This is a genomic window from Massilia sp. PAMC28688 (assembly GCF_019443445.1).
Lineage (GTDB): Bacteria > Pseudomonadota > Gammaproteobacteria > Burkholderiales > Burkholderiaceae_D > Telluria_A.
Genome location: NZ_CP080378.1, coordinates 1535117 through 1557160, shown reverse-complemented (window position 1 = coordinate 1557160; position 22044 = coordinate 1535117). Strand labels below are relative to the sequence as shown.

Here is a 22044-nt window from a genome sequence, read left to right as displayed (position 1 = left end):
CTTCCTTTGCCACTCACGAAGAGGTATGCCAGATGAAACAATTGATCCTGATGTCCGCCGCCCTGTTGTGCAGCAGCGCAGCGCTGGCCACGTCCAAGGCGGCTGTTGAGCCTGTCACGATGAATGTCGTGTCCGAAAGCGGCGTTGGCGCTGCCATTGGCACCGTCACCGTCGAAGAGACACCGTACGGCGTCGTCTTCACCCCAGCGCTCACCGGCCTGGCCCCTGGCGTTCACGGCTTCCACGTGCACGAAAAAGGCAGCTGCGCGCCCGAGAAAAAGGATGGCAAGATGGTTCCCGCGCTGGCCGCAGGCGGCCACTATGATCCCGAGAAAACCGGCAAGCACGGCCTGCCATGGGGCAGCGGCCACAAGGGTGACCTGCCCGCGCTGGTGGTGGACACCAAGGGCGCGGCCACCATGCCGGTGCTGGCGCCGCGCCTGAAGCTGGCCGACATCAAGGGCAAGGCACTGATGATCCACGCCGGCGGCGACAATCATTCCGACCATCCTGCCCCACTGGGTGGTGGCGGGGCACGCATGGCCTGCGCCGTCATCAAGTAATCAATGTAGCAAAAAAATCAAGGCGGAGTATGATAACGCTTTGATTGATCAACGCCACCGGAGAGTGCACATGAGTTTTTCCAATTTCCTTTCAAACTTGAAGACCAAGGCAGGCGAACTCAAGACCGAAGCCCTCAAGTTCAAGAACAAGGATTTCCTCAACGCCGCCATGTCGGGCGCCGCGCTGATTTCCATGGCTGACGGCAGCGTCAGCTCCGAAGAAAAGCAAAAGATGATCAAATTCATCGAAAGCAACGATGCCCTGTCAGTCTTCACGACGAGCGACGTCATCAAGTCGTTCCAGGATGCCGTCACCCAGCTCGAATTCGACAAGGACATCGGCGAAGCCAAGGCCTACCAGGCATTGGGCAAGATGAAGAACAACAAGGACGCGTCGCGCTTGCTGGTGCGCATGATCATTGCAGTTGCGGCATCTGACGGCAACTTCGATGAAAACGAAAAGGTCGTGGCGCGCAAGATCGCCCGTGAACTGGGCGTGGAGCCGTCGGAGTTCGAACTGTAATCGCGTCGCCCCTGGACCAACAAAAAAGGCCGCCCGGCTGATAAAACCGGGCGGCCTTTTTTTTCTGTCGCTGCTTACTTGGCGGCGCGCGCCTTGCCAAATGCGTCGCCCGGTTTCCAGGTCGGCATGGCGGGAGCATTGCCCACCATGCGGCCCAGGTTGAGCGTGAACTGGGCCTGCTGCACCATGCCCGCCAGATCCCAGCTTGGATCATACTCGTCGCCCACCTGGTGGTACTTGGCCTTGTAGGTGGCAGCCTTGGCTTTGGCCGCTTCCTGGTCGCCCTTGTAATCCTTGCCGCCCTTGATCGAGAACGCCGGCACGCCAGCCTTGGCAAAGGCGAAGTGGTCGCTGCGGAAGAAGATGCCCGCCAGGTCAGGCTCGACTGGGCTGACGCTCATGCCCATTGCCTTGGCAGTGGCCGCCGCCATGGCGCCAAGGGTGCTGCGCTCGCTGCCCTGGGTGTTAATGTCGCGTGTCGGGCCCACAAAGTTGAGGCTGTCCAGATTGAGGTTGGCCGCGGTCTTGTTCAGGGGCCACAGCGGGCTGCCGGCATACGCCGAGCTGCCCAGCAAGCCCTGTTCTTCGGCTGCCACGAACAGGAACATCTGGGTGCGCTTGGTCGGCGCCTTGACTGCAGCTTCCGCCATGGCCAGCAGGCCGGCCAGGCCCGAGGCGTTGTCCACGGCGCCGTTAAAGATGTTGTCCGGCCCGTCGCCCTGCTTGCCCAGGTGGTCCCAGTGGCCCGTGTAGATGACCGCTTCGTCCTTGAGCTTGGGATCGGTGCCCGGCACGATGCCCGCCACGTTGAACTGCTCCAGTGTCCGCACCGTCGCCTTCATTTCGCCCTTGACCTTGGCGCCCAGCGCGACCGGCTTGAAGTCCTTGGTTTCGGCCGCGGCGCGCAGCGCGTCCAGATCATGGCCGGCGGCCTTGAACAGATTGCGCGCGGTGGCATCGGTCATCCAGCCCTGCATGCCGGCGCCCAGCTTTCCTTCGGCCAGCTGAAACTGTTCGCTGGTCCAGCTGTTCTGCACCACGCTCCAGCCATACGAGGCCGATGGGTCGGTATGGATCAGCAGGACGCCGGCCGCGCCCTGGCGCGCGGCTTCTTCAAACTTGTAGGTCCAGCGGCCGTAGTAGGTGAGACCCTTGCCGGCAAAGCGGTTTGGCTCGGCGGCGGTCGGCATCGGGTCATTGACCATCATGACCACGACCTTGCCCTTGACGTCAGTGTCCTTGTAATCGTTCCAGCCTTCTTCCGGTGCGTTGATGCCGTAGCCGACGAAGACCAGGTCCGCATTCATGGTGCGCGCCGCCTTGGCGTCGCCCGGACCCCAGACCCAGTCCCTGCCATAGGCGAGATTGAGCGGCTTGCCGCCTGCTTCCAGTGCCACGGTGCTCGACTCCGGTGTCGCTTTCACGCCGGCGATCTTGACCGACTGGCGGAAGCTGTCGCCATTGGCAGGCTTGAGACCGGCCGCGATGGCCTGGGATTCGAGGTAGGCAACAGTTAGGTCGCCGCCGCGCTGGCCGGTGCCGCGGCCTTCCAGCAAGTCGTTCGACAGGAAGGCCAGGTGGCCCCGTATCGGGGCTTCCTTAACGGTGGCTACCGTGTTCTTGGCCGCTGGCGCTGCGTGAGCGGGAAAAGCCAGGGCGAGGCTGGTAGCCAGCGCCGTGGTCGCGAGTGAGGAAAGCATCTTTTGCATGGGTTCCTGGTGCGGTAAAGGGTGGATAAATACGTGGCTGGCGCAGATAGCGGCAGCAGGCGTGCCGGTTATTGTATGCCATTCCACCACCAGCCTTCAAAGCCCTCGCGAACGGGTACGGTCGTAACGCGGCCAGGCAGGATCGCCTGGCCGCAATGCTGTCGATTATTTGCTGAAAGCGCTGACCGCCGCACGTCCGACCGCAGGATCGTCCGTAAAGAATCCATCGATGCCGGCATTGAGGTACGCCGTGATCTCCGCGACCGAATCGCCGCGCTGGGCCGGGGAGGCTACATCGGGCTTGCGCATGCTCACCGGCAGGAAAGGATTTTCCGGACGCAGGGTCCAGGTATGCACCTTCAGCCCGGCCGCCTTGGCGTCGGCCACAAAGCTGGTGTGCGTTCCCAGCTCGTTCGCTGCCGTGCGCGGGATGATGACTTCCTTGTAGGGCGCCACCACGTCAGCGTAGGTGGCGATTTCCTTCAGGCCCGCGGGCGTGACCAGGTCCGCATAGGTACGCTTGCTCCCGGCCGCGACAAAGTCGTACGGCGCGTTGCGCGGCGCGCCGTTGGGGGCCGGGCCGTTGCGTGGATTGTCGATCAGCTGCACGATGCGCATGTCCGTCATGGCCCGAATCTCCTTGAGATTGGCCACCTCGAACGACTGGATGAACACCGGCGCATCCTTGCCCTTGTAGCCGCTGGCGGTGAGCTGGTCGACCAGGCGCTTTTCCATCGGCAGTCCGATGGACTTGAAATAAGTCGGATGCTTGGTCTCGGGATAAATGCCGATGGTCTTGTTGCGCGCCGCGCTCTCCTTCTTGACCAGGTCAATCACCTCCTGCAGCGTGGGCACCTCGAACTGGCCGTCATACGCAACGTTGGCCGGGCGGTTGGCCGGGATGCGTTCGGTTGCACGCAAGGTCTTGAGCTCTGCCAAGGTGAAGTCTTCCGTGAACCAGCCGGTGACCGGGATCCCGTCAATCATCTTGGTGGTCTTGCGGGCGGCGAACTGCGCTGCGGTGGCCACGTTGGTGGTGCCAGTGATGTCGTTCTCGTGGCGCGCCACCAGCACGCCATCCTTGGTCACCACCAGGTCCGGCTCCACAATGTCGGCGCCGTCCACGATGGCTTGCTGGTACGCCGCCAGGGTGTGTTCGGGCCGCAGGGCGGAGGCGCCGCGGTGGGCTGCCACCGCCTGGGCTGGTGGCCAGGCGGCAGCGGGGCGCGGGATCTCGGGCAGGTCGCCGCCGCATGCAGCAAGCAGGGCGGCGGTCAGTGCGGTGGCAATCATGGTCCTGGTTACCCGGGTGGTGTCGTGTACGGCCATTTTCACATAATCTCCAGATCAGAATTGAAAGGTTGTAAAACCTGCATCTGGAAAGCGTAACCATCGTTCGTTACGGGCCGATGACGAAACGGGGGCTGACGCGCGCGAAATTTAAGGCACTTGTCTGCGGTCCGTGCTGGCCACCAGCACGGTCGCACAGCCGAGCATGGCGGCGAGTGCGAGCATGAAGGCCGCGCCGTGTGTGGCCGAATGCAGGGGCGACACCAGCAGCCGGGGCCCGATCAGCAGCGCGGCAGGCAGGAACCCAACGACAGCCACCGCCAGGCGACTTGGCGCCGCGTGCCGAAGGCAGTAGCCGGTGCCAAATGCCGCCAGGGCGGCGGGCAGTGGCCAGGCCAGCAGGTAGCTGTCCCCGGGACTCGCGGTGCTAAGAACCAGCAGCATCGCCAGCAGCACCAGCATGGCGCCCAGTACGGTGGCCGGTGCGCCGAGCCTTGCGATCACAGCGCGCTGCACTGGCATGACGAGCAAGGTCACGGCCATGATGCAAGAGATGCGCGCCGGAGCGCCCGGCAGATGCCACAGCGCCGCTCCTGTCGCCGCAAGCGCGCCGGCCATGACGGCAAAACATAGGACGCCCGCCAGCAGTGTGCGCGGTGCCATGCCCGTATGGCGGTAAGCCAGGCAGCAGGCGAGTATCAGCATCAGTGCCACCACGCGGGTCACCGGCCACACCAGTTCGCGGCCATAGGAGAGCTGGCCAATATATGGCAGCGCAAGGCGCACGGGCTCGGTGCCCGGCATGGCACCTGCCGTGAGACCAGCCAGCGCCCAGCCGAGGGCGGCGCCGCACCCAAGCAGGAGGATGATGGCGCCAGCGCGCGTGTGGATGCGCTGCGACGTAGTGAGGGTCATTGGTTTTCATTGACCCCGCGCGGCGATGGCCGTGCGGGGCTGCTGAAATCTGTCAGTCGAGCGTCCAGACGTAGGCGATCTGCCCCCAGGCCGACTCCGCCACGCCGTTGGTGGTGGCGGGAGTGAAGGTGCACAGGCTGAGCGCGGCGACGGCAGCGCGGTCGAGCTCAGGATGGCCGCTGGAACGCTGTATGCGCGAGGCGCCAACCTTGCCGTTGGGGCCTATGAGCAGCGCCAGGGTGACTGTGCCGGTGTTACCTTCGCGCAGCGCGCGCGCAGGGTAGCTGGGCAGTGCACAGGCATCGGCGTTGGCCAGCGCTGCATTGTAGACACGCGCCGGGTCGGGCGTGGCCCGGGCCGAGGTGCCCCCGCTCGTGCCGCCAGGCGTGCCCGTACCAGCCTGCGCAGGCAACACCGGCTCGGCGGCCTTTTCCGCGGGCGTCACGGTGATGGTCGGGCCCGCTGCCTCGGCCACCTCGAAAATCGGGGTCGGCACCGTGACGACGGGCGGCGGGGCTGCTTTCTCAACCGGTGGCGGATCGAGCGGTGTCGGTGCCGCAACGGGCGCCACGGGTGGCACGTAAGCGAATGGCTTCGCTTGCGGCATGGCGCCAACGAGCACTTTCGAGTTCATGACGCCGGCGACCAGCCCAACATGCAGGGCGGCGACGATGGCAATTTTGCTGAATTTGCTACCACTGCTGGTGAGACGGGCTGGGGCATGCATGAGAGTCTCCTCGTTATGTGACTGCTGAAAGTCTTATTGTTGGAGTTAATATATGCCATGTCCTAGCAAAAGAAAAGCTGTTAACTAGCATTTTCTTTGCGTGTTGTTTTTGCCAACGTAAAAACGCCCCGCCCGGTGCAATCCGAGCGGGGCGTGTGCGAGCGAAAAATTCAGTCGAGTGTCCAGACGTAGGCAATTTGTCCCCATGCGGCCTGGGGCACACCGGCTTGCATGGCCGGCTTGAACTGGCACAGGGACAGGGCCGACTGCGCCGCCCGGTCCAGGTCACGCGAGCCGCTGGAGCGCTGCACCCTGGAATCGGTCACGCGGCCGTCAGGGCCGATCAGCAATGCCAGCTCGACAGTGCCAGTGACGCCTTCGCGCGCGGCCCGCGCTGGATAGTCGGGTTTATCGCAGGCATCGGCGTTGGCCAGCGCGGCCGAAAACATTTCGCCGCGATTGTTCGATGCCTGTGCCGGCGGCGCGTCCGGCGTGACCGGACCGGGTTCCGTGACTTCGGGCGAAGGCTCGGACGTGGTCTGGATGGGCGCTTCAACTATTTGTTCCATTGGGACATCCACCTCCACGGGCGGGGTGAACACCTTGGGGGCCGGGGCGGTACGCGGCTTGGGCTTTGGCGGCTCAGGCGGCGGTGGCGGCGGTTTTGGGGCCTCCGGCGTGAAGAGGACAATTTCTTCCATTGCCTTTGGCATCGTGAATACCTTGGAATCCATGTTGTGGATCAGTGCCGCGCCCAGGGCCACGTGCAGCGCAGATACAATCGCAACCTTGGTGAACTTGCTGCCGGTTCCATCCCCTGTGTGTGAAAAGTGCATGGTGTTCTCCTTATTCTTGTGCCGGTGAGGGATCGGGCCGGCGTGCGCGGGCCTCCTTCTACCTAATAGAAGTAAAATATGCGCCATCATGGCAAATTGAAGGAAGTGAGGCGGTAGCTGTGGATGCCAAACAGCCTCCGTATCCGGCATGCGGCCGGCCGTGCCCGGGGAGCCAGATTGCTCGCGTCGCGCTTCGATGTGTGAAATAATCTCATTGTCGCTTCGCCTATTCCGTTAGCTCCCACACATTGATGCCATTCAATGGTAAGAAGATGTAAGCGCGGGTTGCCGTACCCACTGGAGATGTAAAAGTGCAGACTGAGCAAAAATCAATTCGCGTCATGCTGGCCGACGACCACCCAATCGTCATGACCGGCTTTGCCATGTCGCTCGCCGGTGTGGGAATGGACGTGGTGGGCCAGGCCAAGACGCCCGATGAAGCCACTGCCATGTACGCGCAACTGCAGCCTGATGTCATGGTCATCGACATACGGTTTGGTACAGAGCTCACCGGCCTCGATGCGGCCCAGGATATCCTCAAGAAATTCCCTCAAGCAAAGATCGTCTTTCTCAGCCAGTTCGACCAGGACAGCCTGATCAAGGAAACCTACCGCCTTGGGGCGCGCGCCTTTGTCACCAAGGATTGCGACCCGGCCGACCTGGCCACGGCCGTGCGCCACGCTGCGGAAGGCAAGCTGTATTTCCTGCCGCAGATCGCCGAGCGCCTGGCCAATCTGTCGGTCCGGGGCGACGCTTCGCCGCAGTCGCAGCTGGACCAGCGCGGCCTGGAAATCTTCAAGCTCATGGCAGAAGGCCTGACCAACGCCGAGATTGCGGAAAAGCTCAACCTGTCCACCAAGACCATCAGCAATATCAGCCAGTCGGTCAAGGAAAAACTGGGCGTGCACCGGCAGGCCTACATCACCAAGCTGGCGGTCAAGCACGGCCTGATCGAGCCCTAGTGATCCCCATGCGCAGTCGGATGCGGCGGCTTCTTCTGGCTGCGGGGTTGTGGAGCTGCGCGGCAGCAGGCACCGCCATCGCCCAGGTGCAGGGCGCGGGCTCCGCCGTCGATATCAAGGGCGGCTTCCGATTCCAGATCGTCACCGGCGACGACTCCAGCGTCACGCGCCGCATTTCCGACGACCTCTCCAAGCGCCTGCTGCCGATCTTCGGCGGCTTTCGTACCGAACTGGCGCAGAAGCGGCGCATGGTCTACGTGACCATCGGCCCGGTCGCGCTGCGCAATGTCCTGGCCCGCAAATGCGACTGCGTCGTCATCGCGGCCTACACTTCCAGCCAGGTATGGCGCCTCGTGACTGGCGGCCTGTCGCCCACCCGCTTGATGAGCATGACCGCCATTTACGCCGAGCCGGCGCCGGCCGACCAGCTGCGCCTGATCTCGCTGCTTTACAAGCGCCCGGTGCGGGTGGCGGCCATCGTCAGCCACGACACCAGCTTCCTCAAGCCAGTGCTGGCCGGCTCCGAGGTGGAAATCGAAGACTACGTGGAGGGTGACGATATTAACTTCGCGCTCAACCGCGTGGGTCAGGCGCAGGTGCTGCTGGCCATGCCGGACCGGAACGTGTACTCGGCCGAAAACTTTCGCAACGTGCTGCTCTCGACCTATCGCCACAACCAGTCGGTGATCGGGTTCTCGGCCGACATGGTACGCGCCGGGGCGCTGGCCACGACCTACTCGAACATCGAGCATATCAACGCGCACGTGGCTGATCTGGCGCTGGAATTCGTGCAAACGGGCGAGCTGGCGCCGCCCCAGTTTCCGCGCTACTTCCGCACCGTGATCAACGAGGGCGTGGCCCGTTCGCTGCAGGTGGCAGTGAGCGACGAGGCGCGCAAATTCGGGCGCGAGCCGCCCGTCCCCGCACCTGCGAGGCGACCATGAAAAAACTGCGCTTCTGGCAAAGCTGGAGCATCGGCACCCGCATGGCCTTCATTACCATGCTGCCGGTGGTATTCCTGTTCACCTCCTTTGTGGGCTACTCGTGGTATTCGCACCGCGCCCAGGTGGCCGAGGAGCTGGCCGAGCGTGGCCGCATTCTGGCCAAGGCACTGGCCGAGACCAGCGAGTACAACGTCATCTCCGGCAATCTGGCTGACCTGCGCCTGACCATCAATGGCCTGGTCCAGTCGGACAAGAGCATCTACCGCATCGATGTGGTGGACGTGAACCAGAAAGTGGCTATCACGGTGGCCTCGCAGGCAGCGGTGGATGCCGAAAACCGTTATTACGAAGCGCCCATCATGAAACAGGTCACGTGGATCAACCTGTTTTCGGACAATGGCGTGCCGCACGTGTCGGGTTCCAGCGACACCAAGCCGCCCACCTTTCCGACCGAGCTGGTTGGCTATGTGCGCGTGACCATGTCGCCATCGAACATGCTCGACAAGCAGGCGCGCCGCTTCCAGATCGAGCTGGCGATGGCCGCGCTGGCGCTGGCTGTCAGCGGCGCGCTGGCGTACTTCCTGGCGCGCAGCCTGACCATTCCCCTCAATTCCTCGATCGGCGCGCTGCGCGAAATCCGCGGTGGGAACTACCGCGTGGCGCTGGCCGTGACCACCGGCGGCGAGGTGGGCGAGCTGCAGGAATCGATCACCGAAATGTCGGTGGCACTGGGCCAGTCACGCCAGGACCTGGAAAACAAGGTTGCCGAGCGCACCAAGGACCTGGTGGAGTCGCGCAACGAAGCGCTGCGCGCCGACGCGGACAAGCGCAAGCTGATTCAAAAGGTCAATTCGATCGTGGAAGATGAGCGCAAGAGCATCGCCATCGAAATTCACGATGAACTCAATGCCTCGCTGATCGCCGCGCGCCTGGAGTCGCAAAGCATCCTGCACCTGGCGTCGAAGCTGGAAGCCAATCCCACCATCGAAGAGATCAAGGCCAAGTCGGCCGCCATCACCAAGCTCACGCTCGACCTGTACGCCAGCGGGCGGCGCCTGGTGCGGCGCCTGCGTCCGGAAGTGCTGGACATGCTCGGGCTGCACGGCGCGGTGGAAGAGATGATCCGCCACTACGATACCGCGCATCCTGAATGCCGCTTCGAGTTTCATTCCGAGGGTGACTTCACGGGCCTGGGCAACGAGCTGGCCATTTCCGCCTACCGCATCATCCAGGAAGCGCTGTCGAACATCCTCAAGCACGCCGGGGCCACCCATGCCCAGGTAACGCTCACGCTGTCGGACGCCGAACACATGCTGCACATCGAAATTGACGATGACGGCGCCGGTTTTTCCACCGGCAGCACCTCGTCGGGCATCGGCATCATCGGCATGCGCGAGCGCGTGTACGCCCTGGGGGGCAAAATCGAATTCAGCTCGGAGCCCGACCGGGGCACCGTCATTTCCATCTCGCTCCCTACCCGGGAAGAGATCATCGCCTGATCTTAACGAACCATTGCATCCACAAGACCACATGTCCAACGAACTGCGTACGCCCTACGAGCAGGGCAACAAGAACCAGACCACCACCTGGGAAGACTGCATCGCCTGGTACGAAAACCTCGCGCGCCTGTACCCGCAGGTGCTTAACTTCAGCGTCATCGGCACCTCCGACTGCGGCTTGCCGATCCACGCCGGGGTGGTAACGGCCGACGGCGTGTTCGCCCGCGAAACGCTCAAGGCTGCGGGCCGCCCGGTCTTTTTCAACAATAACGGTATCCATCCAGGCGAGCCGGAAGGCGTGGACGCCTGCATGGCGCTGGTGCGCGACTTCTGCACCCAGCCCGAGCGGCTGGCGGCATTGGGCAAGACGGTGTTCCTGTTTGTACCGATGTATAACGTGGACGGCAGCATCAACCGCGCCAACACCTCGCGCGTGAACCAGGACGGGCCGGAGCAATTCGGCTTTCGCGGCAACGCGCGGCACCTGGACCTCAATCGCGACTTCATCAAGTGCGACACGCTCAACGCCCAGACCTTCAACAAGTTCTTCACGGCCTGGGACCCGGACGTGATGGTCGACACCCACACCTCCAACGGTGCCGACTACCCGTACACCATGACCCTCATCCACACCCAGACCGACAAGCTTGGCGGCGCACTGGGCGCGTATTTGCAGGACACCATGCTGCCGCACATGTTTGCCGAAATGGCGCGGCGTGGCTGGCCAACCTGCCCCTACGTCAACCCGGTCAAGGACTGCCCGGACCACGGCATTGCGGAGTTCCTGGAGACCGCGCGCTTTTCGACCGGCTTCGCTGCGCTCCATCACACCATCGGCTTCATGCCCGAAACGCACATGCTCAAGCCGTTCGAGGCGCGCTATGACTCCATGCGCGCGCTGGTCGACACGGCGCTGGACTTCACCGTCGCCAACGGTGCAGACATCATGCGGCTGCGCCGTGCAGCGCGCGATGAAGGCAAGACGCGACGCGAGTGGCCGGTGCACTGGGCAATGGATGAAAGCCGGCCGTCGAGCTTCCGCTTCCAGGGATATGAAGCCAGGTACAGCCCGAGTAAACTGGGCAACTACACGCGCTTGTCGTATGACCGCAGCGCGCCGTGGGAGCGCGAGATCGCCTACTACAACCACTTCCCGGCCGATATCACGGTGGCCACCCCGCGCGCCTACGTGGTGCCGCGTGCCTGGCGCGAAGCGGTCGAGCGCCTGCAGTGGAACGGAGTGCAAATGGAGCAGCTGGGTGAAGACCGGGTGCAGGAAGTGCGGGTCTACCGCATCAAGTCCGTCACATCGCGCGCGGGGGCCTACGAAGGCCACATGTTCCACGATGAGGTGGCGCTGGTGGCGGAAACCGTGCAGCTGACGCTCAAGGCCGGCGACTGGTGGGTGCCGCTCGACCAGGACCAGGCCCGCTACGCGATTGAAACGCTGGAGCCCCAGGGCCACGACAGCTTTTTCCGCTGGGGCTTTTTCAACAGCGTGCTGGAAAAGAAGGAAGCCTATTCCGACTACGTGTTCGAGGACCACGCGCTGGAACTGCTCGAATCGGAGCCGCAACTGCGAGCCAGCTTCGAGGCCTGGAAGGCTGCCAATCCCGACAAGCTGTCGGACCAGGTGGCGGTGCTCGACTTCATCTTCGCGAACTGCCAGCGCTACGTGGAACCGGAATGGCGCCGCTATCCGGTGCTGTCGGTGATGTAGTTTGGCGTGGCGGCGCTATCGGAACATTCCTAGCGCCGCCATGCGTCTGGCCCTCCCTCAAGTCAGGGCCGCACGTCTCCTTCGTGCGCAGTCTGATTGATTCTGTCGCAATGCGCGCGTGGGCGCGGCTAAACTGCTGCGCCCGAATCCAGTGCCGATTGACATGTTCAACTTCACATGGATGCGTTTCCCGATCGACGTCATGCTGCAACGCGACAGAAGCCCAGACTTCGGCATTCGCAACATTGCTATAATGTTACTTTTATCTTCGTCCGTTCAGCCATGAAATCTGCGTTTTTGCTCACCTGTGCCTTGCTATTCTCGAGCGACGCCAGCGTTGCCTCCGCCCTTGCTCCGCCAATCACTGTGAAGATCCCGCGCGGCACAATCAAGACCATCACTTGCCCCGCCGACGTTAAGATGTGCGCGGAGCATGAGTATGTGGAACGCACAGTCACGGTTCCGGCGTTTGAACTCGGTGCCACCGAGGTCACGTTCGCACAGTATGATGCCTGCGTTGCCGATGGTGGTTGCGTCAGCCCGCCATCGAGCTGGGCGTTCGAGAATCGCGAGCCGAAGCCTCCCTGCTCACCGGAAGGTCCGTGCAATTACCCTTTCGATGAAGGCTGGGGGCGTGGCGAGCTTCCCGTGGTCAATGTAAGCTGGAAGGACGCGGCAGCTTATATTGACTGGCTCAACCGCAAGACCGGTGCCAGCTACCGCCTGCCCAGCGCCGTGGAATGGGAGTACGCGGCTCGCGCTGGCGCCCGTACCGCTTTTCCCTGGGGCGACAAGCTCGGCAAAAACAAGGCCAATTGCGATGGCTGCGGCAGCAAGTGGGACAACCGCCAGACCGCCCCCGTCGGCTCGTTCAAGCCGAACCGCTTTGGCCTGTTTGACATGGTCGGCAACGTGAATGAATGGGTCAGCGACTGCATTCCCTCACGAAGCAAGGGCAGCCAGACATGCATGAAGTATCTGTATTTCGGCGGCGCCTGGCTTACCAACGCGCAGGCGATGACGGGGATCGGTTACAACTCGGTGGGCGATTACGCGCGTGAAAATCACCTGGGTTTCCGGATTGCTCGGTAGCCTTTGAACCTTATCCTGTTGACGCCGACCGAAAATTGACCCACCTATAGGCTTCGCGCCGACCGAAAACTGACCCAGGTGTGAGGGGCCGGTGGTCGCGGGATTTTCCGGCGCATGCAGGTATCGCATCTGAAGCTCTCTGCAAGCCGTGCCTCCTGGCTGGTTGCCCATCCCAGCCAGGGGCACGAGATGCTGTTCGATGCCCGCACCCGTGCGTTCGCTGCAGTGGGCGGTGTGCCGCGCCGGGGCATCTACGACAACATGAAGACGCCAGTGGACAAGGTTACCAAGGGCAAAGGGGAACGGTCATTTTGGATATAGATGGGAAGTCGTCCGGTTTTGGCCGAAATCCGGGGCGAGCGATGATATCAGCCTGCAAATGGAGATTCTCGGCGCGCATGGCGGGAACCGACGCAAGGAGATGCGGCGACGAGAAATGAACGGTGCCGTCAACTCAGGGGAGAAAAGAACGTGAAGGCCGTGGCCACGACGCCTGAGCTGGACTCAAAGCAGGCGGACAGTATTGCTGATATACCAATACCAATGAGCAGTGCCCATATCCACAACGGTGCCTCGGTGCCCGAAAAATATAGACCGGCTGCGAGTCCTAACGCGGCAAATCCAATGATTACCAAAAAGACGCGGGCTATTGCGACAGCGACCGGTCCTGGCGATGAGTCCATTCATTCCCCTTATTTCGCTCAGAAATTCGCCACAGCCAGATTATTTCGTTGTCGGATGTGCCCGTATTCGATTGCATCCTACCCAGCTCGACAGGCGACGTTCACAAAGCGATCAGTCTACCGGAATTGTTGGTGATAGGGAAAGCCCGATCAGCCTAGCCAAAGCGAACGGAGTGTCTGCAACCGCCCCCAAAGCCGACCTTCATGCCGAGGCAGCGACTTGGTGAACTTGATCTAGGAACGCCGAAAGCCGCCTACGCGCAGCCGTGCTGGACGGTAGTGCGATACGAGCGCGAATTAAAAGACGTATTTAACCAGCAAGCCCGCCAGCATACATACAAAGGCCGCGAGCAGTAGCACCAGGCGAAGGAGTGAAGAACCGACTGGGGCGGGTGGGTTTATAAGAATGCTTCCAATAGGCTTTCGGAGGTCAATCGGATTAAACCAGCTGCTTGCACCCAACAAAAGTAAACCTGTTCCGGTGAGCGTAGTGCCTATCTGATGATTGGAGACCCCTTCGACTATCGCCGGTACCCCAACGATGGCAAAAATGGTTGCAAAGAATATTCTAGTTTTCAAGTGATGATAGCGAAGGGTCATTTTAGATATAGATGGGAAATGGCGGCGATACTGCGGATGGGGAAACACCGTGGGCGACCTACCGGCGACTTCCGGTAGGTGCGGTTTTAGCTGGACTCGGCCGTTAGAAGAAGCATAGCATCTTGCATACTCGAATAGTCACGAACTGCCACGACCGGTTGAATCCACAACCATCATAAGAACGCAAAAGCGACTTCACCGCAGAGCTGCCGGGGCGGTAGAAGCAGACCAATCATCGGGAACTGTCCGGCCGTGCGCCGAACTTCGCTTTAACCGGTGGACTGGTAGCTATTTGCCCCGAGTTCTTGAGCAATTAGCTGAGTTAGCCAGGCCACGTCGTTTCTAGCGAACCATTTGCCAACGCGAACCATAGCAACACCGGCTGCGAACATACCAACACCAGCTAACGGGAACCATAAATCGGCCGGCGAGTTTTGAAGGATGGCGACCGTGGCCAGAAGGGTCCAAAATAGAATAAAGCCGAACCAGATTGACATGAAAATGCGAGTGAATGCCGAAAACTTAAATGCTCCTTCTAAAACGGCGCCGGCTTCGCCAGCGGTAAATGTGCCATAGAAAAACGGCTTCCAGGCGTTTCCAACAAACGGAATTACTCGTTCAACCCGAACCTTCGATTGCGAGACCGTGCCTACGGCACACTGACCCGCAAACGAACTCAGAACCGAAGGCTTCACGACTTTCGACAGGCGTAGGATCGCTTCGGCAATGGAATATTGGCTTACGAACCGAACCGGGACTGAGCCGTAGAGGAACTGGAAAAACCAACGGACCATAACAAATGATTTTCAAGAAGACCTTCAAAGAAATACGCTAACCGGCGATTCTTCTGCTGCGCGTCTGGCATTGGCACGAGGCCAAGATGGCACGAAGAGATGGGCAGCTTGACTCCCGACCGACGGCTATTGGCCGATAATTGCCGATTGTACTCGACGGTGAACTGCGCCTACCCATCAGACCGCTTTCGCCCCAGGCTGTGTAAAAACGTGATCCCATGTAAACGGATTTTCCACGGTACACGTTGAGCCAGTATCTCATCAATACTGGTGCTGTATGAAACGTTTTATTGAAGGCGAGGACCGTGGACAAGGCACGCTACTCCCCGAGCTTTTGGACGACTACGTAACCGAGGACAACCCTGTCCGCGTAGTCGATATCTTCGTTGAAGAACTTGACCTGGCCGCGCTGGGCTTTGCACGAGTTCTCCCAGCAAAGACAGGGCGGCCTGCCTATCACCCCGCTGTGCTCCTGAAGCTCTACATCTATGGCTACCTCAACCGCATCCAGTCGAGCCGCCGGCTCGAGCGCGAAGCGCAGCGCAACGTGGAACTGATGTGGCTGACCGGCCGCCTAGCTCCCGACTTCAAAACTATCGCGAACTTCCGGAAAGACAATGGCAAGGCCATCCGCAGTGTTTGCCGGCAGTTTATCGTGCTGTGCCAGCGACTCGATCTGTTTCAAGATGCGGTAGTGGCTATCGACGGCAGCAAGTTCAAGGGCGTCAACACCAGTGACCGCAATTTCACGCACGGGAAACTCAAGCGTAGGATGGAAGAGATCGAAGCAAACATTGGCCGCTACTTAGCAGAACTGGACACCGCCGATCGGCAGGCACCGGCGACGGCACAAGCACGATCGGTGCGTTTAAACGAGAAAATCGCGGCGATGAAGGGACAGATGGCCGAGCTTAAGAAAGTCGAAGCACAGCTGCAAGCCTCTGGCGAAACGCAAATCTCGCTGACCGATCCCGATGCACGGTCAATGATCACGCGCGGTGACGGCATCGTTGGGTACAACGTGCAAACTGCCGTCGACGCCAAGCATCATCTCATCGTTGAACACGAAGTTACGAACATCGGCAACGACCGCGATCAACTCTCTGTCATGGCTAAGAAAGCTCGCGCTGCGATTGGTACCGCCAAGTTGACGGCAATCGCCGACCGCGGCTACTTCAAAGGCGAAGAAATCCTGGCATGCCGCGAGGCCGGTATTGAACCGTTGGTCCCTGCGACCAAGACCTCCAACGCCAAGGCGGAGGGCCGCTTCGACAAGGCTGATTTCATCTACGATCAGCAGAAGAATGAATACCGGTGCCCGGCGGGTCAATCGCTGATCTGGCGCTTTGCCTGCGTCGAAAAGGGTATGACGCTCAACCGTTACTGGAGCTCGAATTGCAAGGGCTGCCCGCTCAAGGACAAGTGCACGCCGAGCCAGGCGCGACGCGTGACGCGCTGGGAACACCAGGGCGTGCTCGATGACATGCAGGTTCGTCTTGAGCAGCAGCCCGAGACCATGCGCATTCGTCGCTGCACAGTCGAGCACCCGTTCGGAACCATTAAGTCATGGATGGGGGCAACGCACTTCCTGACCAAGGGGTTAGAGCGCGTGAGGACCGAGATGAGCCTGCATGTGCTCGCCTATAACTTCAAACGATTGCTCGCGTTATTGGGCATGACCAGGATCATCGAAGCAATAAGGGCGCAAGCCCTATTTATGACTCTGCTACGCGTCGTATGGGCCTTTGCGATGCTGATGATCCCGCTAGGTCCGGGAAAAACTCCGCTGGCCTTAAGGGCCTGCGGCGGCCTCCAGGTGAACCCTTAAAGGTAAAATGTGGGTACTGGAGTTAGTGCGTCTGTTTTTACACGGCCTGGCCCCGTTGCAGACACGCATTGCTTGGTCCAACGTGTTAATTCAGACGCGCCAAAGGCGTCGGCTGGAATGCATTTCGGACGAAGCGGACTCATTGCTCGTCCTCCGGTCGAAGTGGCGAAAAAGTCCATTCAATTGCCGCCAACAAGTCTTTGGCAAGATGATCGAACTCTTTCCGATAGTGATGCTCGTGTGGCACTGGGATCTCTGCGGCGCCATTGGTGAAACCCAGCAAATGTAGCGCGGACGCGAAGCGATCGAGCGGCCCGTATGCAAAAAGTTGGTCATGACGATCCCAGACCACAGTGCCTTTATCGCTGGTTGAGTGCGCCCAAAGATCAAAGCGGGCATCTGCTGAAAGAAATGGGCCGAACCGCGCTAAGAATGCTTTGACCTCAGAAAGAGTAAGCGCAGGACTTTGATACCGTCCGGGCTGCCCTTCTCCGCGCGACGTATGCAAGATGTAGGGTAGGTAGTACGGCGGCTTCAGGCATTCAACCACGGTCTCAAATACCACCGGGTCTCCATTTGGGACGCACGCGACAATGCGGCCGTCAATCTCAAAAACGGGTGGGTACGAATGAGCCTGCCATTCGTTATTAACTAGGTGTCCGAGCCGGTACATAATCAAGTTTTCCACGTTGCTGGCGTCGTTCGAGGGTCGGGTTTTGGCCGAACTCGGCCGTTCGTGTAAGCATAGCAGGTTGCTGAAATGAAAAGGTCGCGGATGGGCGCGACAGGCGGCTGTCGCCCCTAAGCCGACCTTCTACGCATGGCCTCGAACTCGCGAACATAGTGCTCCGTAGGAAGAGCGGTTCCTGCTTCCTTGATGTCCCCAGTCAACCTGCTCACCATGAGTGGAGCATTTCCTCCTAGCGCATAGACGTAGTTACCCGTAGCGAGGAAATCCGCCGTGTTATAGAAAAAAGCAAAAGTGGCGGGTGTCTAACTGGCTACAGGCGTGATCCTATTGGAACGTGCTCAGCAAGGAGCGCGTCAATCAACGGTCGTGTGTACTTGATCTCTGGATCAGTACTTGGCGAATCGCTCTCTCGGTGGTATTCCCCAGCATCAAACGCTAAGTAGACGGCATTGGTTACAGGCGGAATAGTTCGGTCGTAATCTGCCCAAAACTCTCTGGAAACACAGACGGCCCAGAGGGCATTCATCACCGCGTCCGCTTCCTCAAAATCTATTTCATTGGCAGAGTATCGCGACGCCACGACATAGGAGAGCTCATCAAGCAGATCAGGGGCGGTTAGCCCAGACTGAATTGCGGCCTCCTGCAACAGCGCGTAAGAGACGCATCCATTCTGTGCAGCTTCGTAAAGCCTTGGATCAGCTGAAGAGTTCATCATGTTCTATGTAAATCGTCTGTAGTCGTTCCGATGGTCCGCTGCTGGCCGACTCAAGACTGTTAATCCTCATCGGTCTCAAGCAACAAAAAGCGCTGAACTTCTTCATCACTTGGCTGCCAATCGATACCCCGAATCTCATATAGCTTGACCAGACCAAGCAGAGTCAGTGGGTCATCAGCGGAAAAAATACAGGTTTCGTTTTCCGCCCGATACTGTTGCTCGCCTGATGCTTCGCGTGTCACGGTATAGCCGAGTTTTCGCAATACGCTCAAAGCTGGGGAAAGCGTGTTTCCAGCTGCTACAAGTCGCATTCGATTCGTCATATTCGTCGTTTTCATTACCTTTTGTGGACAGGCCTACCCGCTGGACCGGCCGGCGGTGGCCGTTCTCAGTTCGCCTACAACGACAACCCGGGCCGGGCCGGGTCTGTTAGCGGGAAGGCGTTGTTTGAACTGAGAATCCTTATCAATTCCCCCGTAGATGTCGCCTTCGCAAAATCACGCTCTTGGTCGGTTATTCCGACGGCATGCAAAAAATCGAACCTCCCCGAAGGCAGCGTATCTGAAGAAGGATAGTGATCTGCCTTTGCGATCGCCCAAAAGGTCAGCTTTGAACTTGCACTGCCGTCGACTGTGCCCCCTGCCGGAACGCGGTGACCGTAATCGAGCGGAGTGTAATCGCCAAGGCGACCGTGTGCCAACAGCACTTGGTAGGCCAGCAAACGTTGTAACGCGCGGATCGGCCAATCAGCCTGAGCGGGGGCTTCCATCACGAACTCGACACCTAGCCACGAATAGTCATCAATATTGTACTCGCCGGGCTCGGTCTCCCACGGCGTCGATCCGCCGGAAGAGACGTACAGCCAGGATGGCCTGCTGGCGGTCGGTGCAAATTCAAATACACCCAGGTGCAGCCAGCGGGGATCGACTTCGTTTTGCCCGAAGGTCTTCGAGAACAGTTCAACATCCAGAGGGAAGATGCCCCTGCTTGCCACACCGAAGTGCTGCGGATACAACGTCTCTTCCCGGAATGCCCACACTTTTTCCAGTGAACTCATGGGGAATCTTTCGCAATGTTGATTGGACGTGCAAATGTCGGCTCATGGCCGATCTCGACCGTTCGCCAAATGATATCAGTTGCGTAAGGGACCGGGCGGTCTCGACAGGCAGCTTTCGCCCCAAAGCCGACCTTCGAGGCTGCGTCCGCAGTCACTCTGGCAGAGCGAGAATCTTGTCGAGACCTTATGACGGATTGGGCTACAGATTTACTCTATGAAAGGACAGGGTTCTTTCCTAATCATTTCAAAATGGTGAATACGACAAAGAACACTGTACTGCACTGCACCTTTCGAACATCCTTCCGCCTTGCATGCGACATCATGGCGCTCCGCACCAAGATCGTCGAAGAACTCTCTATCCAGTCTTAGTTTCGTTTCCTCCCAAGGTGGTGGTTCAGAGGCGCCAGGCTCTGGTAACCAAGCATCGAAGCGCCAGTAATAAACAAATGATTCCAATAGAAGTTCATCAGATGGTGCATCCTGGAATTGACGGGCAGTACTTGCTGTGTCTTCAATGGTGGAAGTGTCGAGGCCTTCCTGAGGGAAGCCAAGCGCGCTAGCAATAGAAGCACTGTCTTCGCCGTCACTCGTGACGAGTACGCAAACAGTGTCGAGTCCGGGGTTCTCTGAGCTCGGCAAAAAAAGCCAGCCACCTTCGAGCGTGCCAGCGGCGGCTGCCCGAAGCGCTAAGCGCATGGTTAAAGAGCGAGAAGTGGTCATTTGTGTGTGTCCTTGAAGCCGATGTCCGTGTCTAGCTTCTGACCGGCTGGTCTTGGCCGATCTCGGCCGTTCGCCACATGATATCAGTTGCCGAGGCGCAAAAAGCATCAGGCAGTCTCGACAGGTGGCTACCGCCCCAAAGCAGACCTACAGATTACAGCCAGCGGTACGCTGCGAGCAGGAGAGCGAGGAAATCAGCAACTTGCTTGCTATCCACGCGAACAGCGGGGTTGTGGAAGCCCTCGTTGTCTCCTCGCATGTTCCAGCCATTCTTAATACTTCTCCACGCGTGGAACGAACTCATCCCGAAGAAGATTCCGCCGTACCGCATAAACCTTCTCCCACGTCCCATTAGCAGGCAAGATTCTGGCACCTGTCAATTTGAGGTCCTCTATCGCAAGCTTCAACCGCTCCGACACCATAATTGTTGCGTTCGAAAAACGAAAAAAGTCTGTGTCAGCAGGAAAAGTACCATTCAGATAGATTTCCTCGAAGTCCACGAGCCGATGGGTCTTCATAAATTCCTTTTTCTCAGCCGCATCCGCAAATGTATGAGTAGTTTTCTTTAATACCGGCCCACCGACGGAAAATGTCGACCGGGTGAAATCTATCATGTCGTCAGGAATATTTTCGATGAACGACAGATAGTATTCGTGCGCAGTCTTGCTGTCTTCGACCCGGGCGGGCCAATATCGGGTGCCGTAGGCATTAAATTGATTTAACAAGTCCTTTACCCGACCCGACACAAGGAAAGGACACAACATCAGAACCGGGCCGTACTGCAAGAAATCGGTTAGCTTAGCTTTTGGAATCAAGCGAACGCACTGCAGGTCGAACTCCATCGTCGGGATCTGTCCTCGATGCCCCCAGAACTCATTTGACCCTAGAAAGCGCATGACTTTAGTATATTCGTCCTTGCAGTGGAATCCATCCTCTTGGATGTGAGCTTGGCAAATCCCGTTATTGACCCCCAAAACCCTCGGGTCCGACACTCGTCGCATAACAAAATAGTTCATGATTAATATCCAAAACTCTTTTTCTAATCTTTGAGGTTGCCCTGACCCTGCTGTTGGACGTGCCGCGGGCACGTTGATATGGTCGGCTCAAGGTAAATGACTGCTTCCGGCCCAAGCCGTGTGAAACTAGTGCCCGATCTCGGTCGTCCGCCCAAGCATAGCAGGTTGCCGAGCTGAAAAGTCGCTGACTGTCCGTATCGGCAGCTACCGCCCCTTTGCGGACCTTGGCGACCTCTGAACGGTCGAGTTCAACATTTAGTTGGCCCGACTCTTTGATTCGCCTGCCTCAACCGTCAATTATCTGCCAAGCCTAATCGCGAGAACGATCAACAGAAAGATAGCAAGGGGCAGCATGACGCAGAGCGCCGCTTCTATTCGAGCGAGACCACGAAGCATGTTCTTCCGCCATAGGTATCCAGCGTACCCCACGAGAGTCGGTGTGCCTACGAAAACGGCGAACAGCATACCGAGTGACGCCGCACCTGACCAGTTTCCCAACAAAGTATGAATAGTGGCAGCGATCAAGTCCCCATAGGAAGCGGCGAGAATTGGCCACATGAATAGGCGTGTGTTCAGCATTGGCTCAAACTTTGCAAGATACATGATAACCGGACCACATATTGCTTCTTAAAATTCACGGTCGCCTTCAATGATGAGCAGCCGCTTTCGGCCGCAACCAGTTTGCCACCTGAACGCCTGTTATCGCCCCAAACCGGTCACTTGGACAAGTGAATGCTCTCGCCAGCCTGTTGGGGCATACGCAAAGTAGTGACTTCACGGCAAGCTAAATACGTATATAGAGATGAAAGTGATAACAATCGCGCTGTAGCTTACCTCTTGCATACAGCCCTACGAGGGTTTCATCGTTTGATACGCCATCCGGAACAAAAAAGTGCTCTCCCGGAAAGCGCAACTCAGCGATTCGGCTCTGAATTTCCTGTCGCATATGCTTAAACTCGTTGGCTCCGACAAACACGGCAACAGCTGAGTGGAATTTGACCATATACCCTCCTTCCTTCAAAGAAACCGTCCGGAAATCGGTGATAAATCTAGCCTCATCCACAGCAGTGCGGGCGCTAGCTTCGTTGTCATTTGCAGGCTTTATGAAGAGCAAAGTCCCGTTGCCTAACACGCTTACGCCGTCGACGACTCCGTAAGAA

20 protein-coding genes and 2 pseudogenes are annotated in these 22044 nt (G+C 59.2%); 9 read left to right on the top strand and 13 right to left on the bottom strand.

What is annotated here, in order from left to right:
• Positions 1 to 32 precede the first annotated feature (32 nt).
• Together sodC and KY495_RS06970 are read left to right on the top strand one after the other, a co-directional pair.
• On the top strand, positions 33 to 563 hold the full coding sequence (gene sodC / locus KY495_RS06975) for a superoxide dismutase family protein (protein WP_219882960.1): 531 nt from the start codon (positions 33 to 35) through the stop codon (positions 561 to 563).
• A gap of 70 nt (positions 564 to 633) precedes the next feature.
• A complete protein-coding gene (locus tag KY495_RS06970; RefSeq protein ID WP_219882959.1) occupies positions 634 to 1086 on the top strand; it encodes a tellurite resistance TerB family protein in 453 nt (150 codons plus the stop codon).
• 74 nt (positions 1087 to 1160) lie between these two features.
• On the opposite strand, the gene KY495_RS06965 is transcribed toward KY495_RS06970, so the two are convergent.
• The 5 genes from KY495_RS06965 to KY495_RS06945 all read right to left on the bottom strand — a co-directional run bounded on the left by KY495_RS06965 (position 1161) and on the right by KY495_RS06945 (position 6563).
• Positions 1161 to 2795 carry a M28 family peptidase gene (locus KY495_RS06965; protein ID WP_219882958.1) on the bottom strand — a complete coding sequence of 545 codons (1635 nt, stop codon included), beginning with the start codon at positions 2793 to 2795 and terminating at the stop codon, positions 1161 to 1163.
• Positions 2796 to 2960: 165 nt separating this feature from the next.
• Complete coding sequence (locus tag KY495_RS06960) at positions 2961 to 4124, bottom strand: glycerophosphodiester phosphodiesterase (RefSeq protein ID WP_219884143.1); 1164 nt, start codon at positions 4122 to 4124, stop codon at positions 2961 to 2963.
• Between the two features lie 111 nt (positions 4125 to 4235).
• Positions 4236 to 5000 (bottom strand): hypothetical protein, encoded by a 765-nt coding sequence (locus KY495_RS06955; RefSeq protein WP_219882957.1) that lies wholly within the window; start codon positions 4998 to 5000, stop codon positions 4236 to 4238.
• A 52-nt stretch (positions 5001 to 5052) separates the two neighbouring features.
• Complete coding sequence (locus KY495_RS06950) at positions 5053 to 5727, bottom strand: energy transducer TonB (RefSeq protein ID WP_219882956.1); 675 nt, start codon at positions 5725 to 5727, stop codon at positions 5053 to 5055.
• Between the two features lie 170 nt (positions 5728 to 5897).
• Positions 5898 to 6563, bottom strand: coding sequence for an energy transducer TonB (locus tag KY495_RS06945; RefSeq protein WP_219882955.1), 666 nt, complete (start codon positions 6561 to 6563; stop codon positions 5898 to 5900).
• 311 nt (positions 6564 to 6874) lie between these two features.
• On the opposite strand from KY495_RS06945, the gene KY495_RS06940 reads away from it, so the two are divergent.
• The 6 genes and pseudogenes from KY495_RS06940 to KY495_RS06915 all read left to right on the top strand — a co-directional run.
• Positions 6875 to 7525 carry a response regulator transcription factor gene (locus tag KY495_RS06940; protein WP_229518518.1) on the top strand — a complete coding sequence of 217 codons (651 nt, stop codon included), beginning with the start codon at positions 6875 to 6877 and terminating at the stop codon, positions 7523 to 7525.
• A gap of 20 nt (positions 7526 to 7545) precedes the next feature.
• Positions 7546 to 8469 (top strand): hypothetical protein, encoded by a 924-nt coding sequence (locus KY495_RS06935; protein ID WP_229518517.1) that lies wholly within the window; start codon positions 7546 to 7548, stop codon positions 8467 to 8469.
• A complete protein-coding gene (locus KY495_RS06930) occupies positions 8466 to 9968 on the top strand; it encodes an ATP-binding protein (RefSeq protein ID WP_219882953.1) in 1503 nt (500 codons plus the stop codon). The genes KY495_RS06935 and KY495_RS06930 overlap by 4 nt, the downstream gene beginning before the upstream one ends.
• Positions 9969 to 9999: 31 nt before the next feature.
• Positions 10000 to 11688, top strand: coding sequence for a M14 family zinc carboxypeptidase (locus tag KY495_RS06925; protein WP_219882952.1), 1689 nt, complete (start codon positions 10000 to 10002; stop codon positions 11686 to 11688).
• 282 nt (positions 11689 to 11970) lie between these two features.
• Entirely contained in the window at positions 11971 to 12780 is an 810-nt protein-coding gene (locus tag KY495_RS06920; RefSeq protein WP_219882951.1) for an SUMF1/EgtB/PvdO family nonheme iron enzyme, read from the top strand.
• 99 nt (positions 12781 to 12879) lie between these two features.
• A pseudogene (locus KY495_RS06915) lies at positions 12880 to 13080 on the top strand (IS21 family transposase); the annotation flags it as partial.
• A 1252-nt stretch (positions 13081 to 14332) separates the two neighbouring features.
• Here KY495_RS06915 and KY495_RS06910 read toward each other — a convergent pair.
• Entirely contained in the window at positions 14333 to 14857 is a 525-nt protein-coding gene (locus KY495_RS06910) for a hypothetical protein (protein WP_219882950.1), read from the bottom strand.
• Positions 14858 to 15134: 277 nt separating this feature from the next.
• On the opposite strand from KY495_RS06910, the pseudogene KY495_RS06905 reads away from it, so the two are divergent.
• Positions 15135 to 16562: pseudogene (locus KY495_RS06905) on the top strand (IS1182 family transposase); the annotation flags it as partial.
• A 262-nt stretch (positions 16563 to 16824) separates the two neighbouring features.
• Here KY495_RS06905 and KY495_RS06900 read toward each other — a convergent pair.
• The 7 genes from KY495_RS06900 to KY495_RS06870 form a co-directional block, all read right to left on the bottom strand.
• Positions 16825 to 17250, bottom strand: a complete 426-nt coding sequence (locus KY495_RS06900; protein ID WP_219882949.1) for a hypothetical protein — start codon at positions 17248 to 17250, stop codon at positions 16825 to 16827.
• 436 nt (positions 17251 to 17686) lie between these two features.
• Entirely contained in the window at positions 17687 to 18091 is a 405-nt protein-coding gene (locus KY495_RS06895; RefSeq protein ID WP_219882948.1) for a hypothetical protein, read from the bottom strand.
• Positions 18092 to 18150: 59 nt separating this feature from the next.
• Entirely contained in the window at positions 18151 to 18429 is a 279-nt protein-coding gene (locus KY495_RS06890) for a hypothetical protein (RefSeq protein ID WP_219882947.1), read from the bottom strand.
• Positions 18430 to 18488: 59 nt separating this feature from the next.
• Positions 18489 to 19148: a suppressor of fused domain protein gene (locus tag KY495_RS06885; RefSeq protein WP_219882946.1), complete on the bottom strand. Its 660-nt coding sequence runs from the start codon at positions 19146 to 19148 to the stop codon at positions 18489 to 18491.
• A gap of 207 nt (positions 19149 to 19355) precedes the next feature.
• Positions 19356 to 19868, bottom strand: a complete 513-nt coding sequence (locus KY495_RS06880; protein WP_219882945.1) for a hypothetical protein — start codon at positions 19866 to 19868, stop codon at positions 19356 to 19358.
• Positions 19869 to 20140: 272 nt separating this feature from the next.
• Entirely contained in the window at positions 20141 to 20884 is a 744-nt protein-coding gene (locus tag KY495_RS06875) for a double-CXXCG motif protein (protein WP_219882944.1), read from the bottom strand.
• A 784-nt stretch (positions 20885 to 21668) separates the two neighbouring features.
• The gene (locus KY495_RS06870; RefSeq protein WP_219882943.1) at positions 21669 to 22016 is read right to left on the bottom strand and encodes a hypothetical protein; all 348 of its coding nucleotides are present in this window, start codon (positions 22014 to 22016) and stop codon (positions 21669 to 21671) included.
• Between the last annotated feature and the right edge of the window lie 28 nt (positions 22017 to 22044).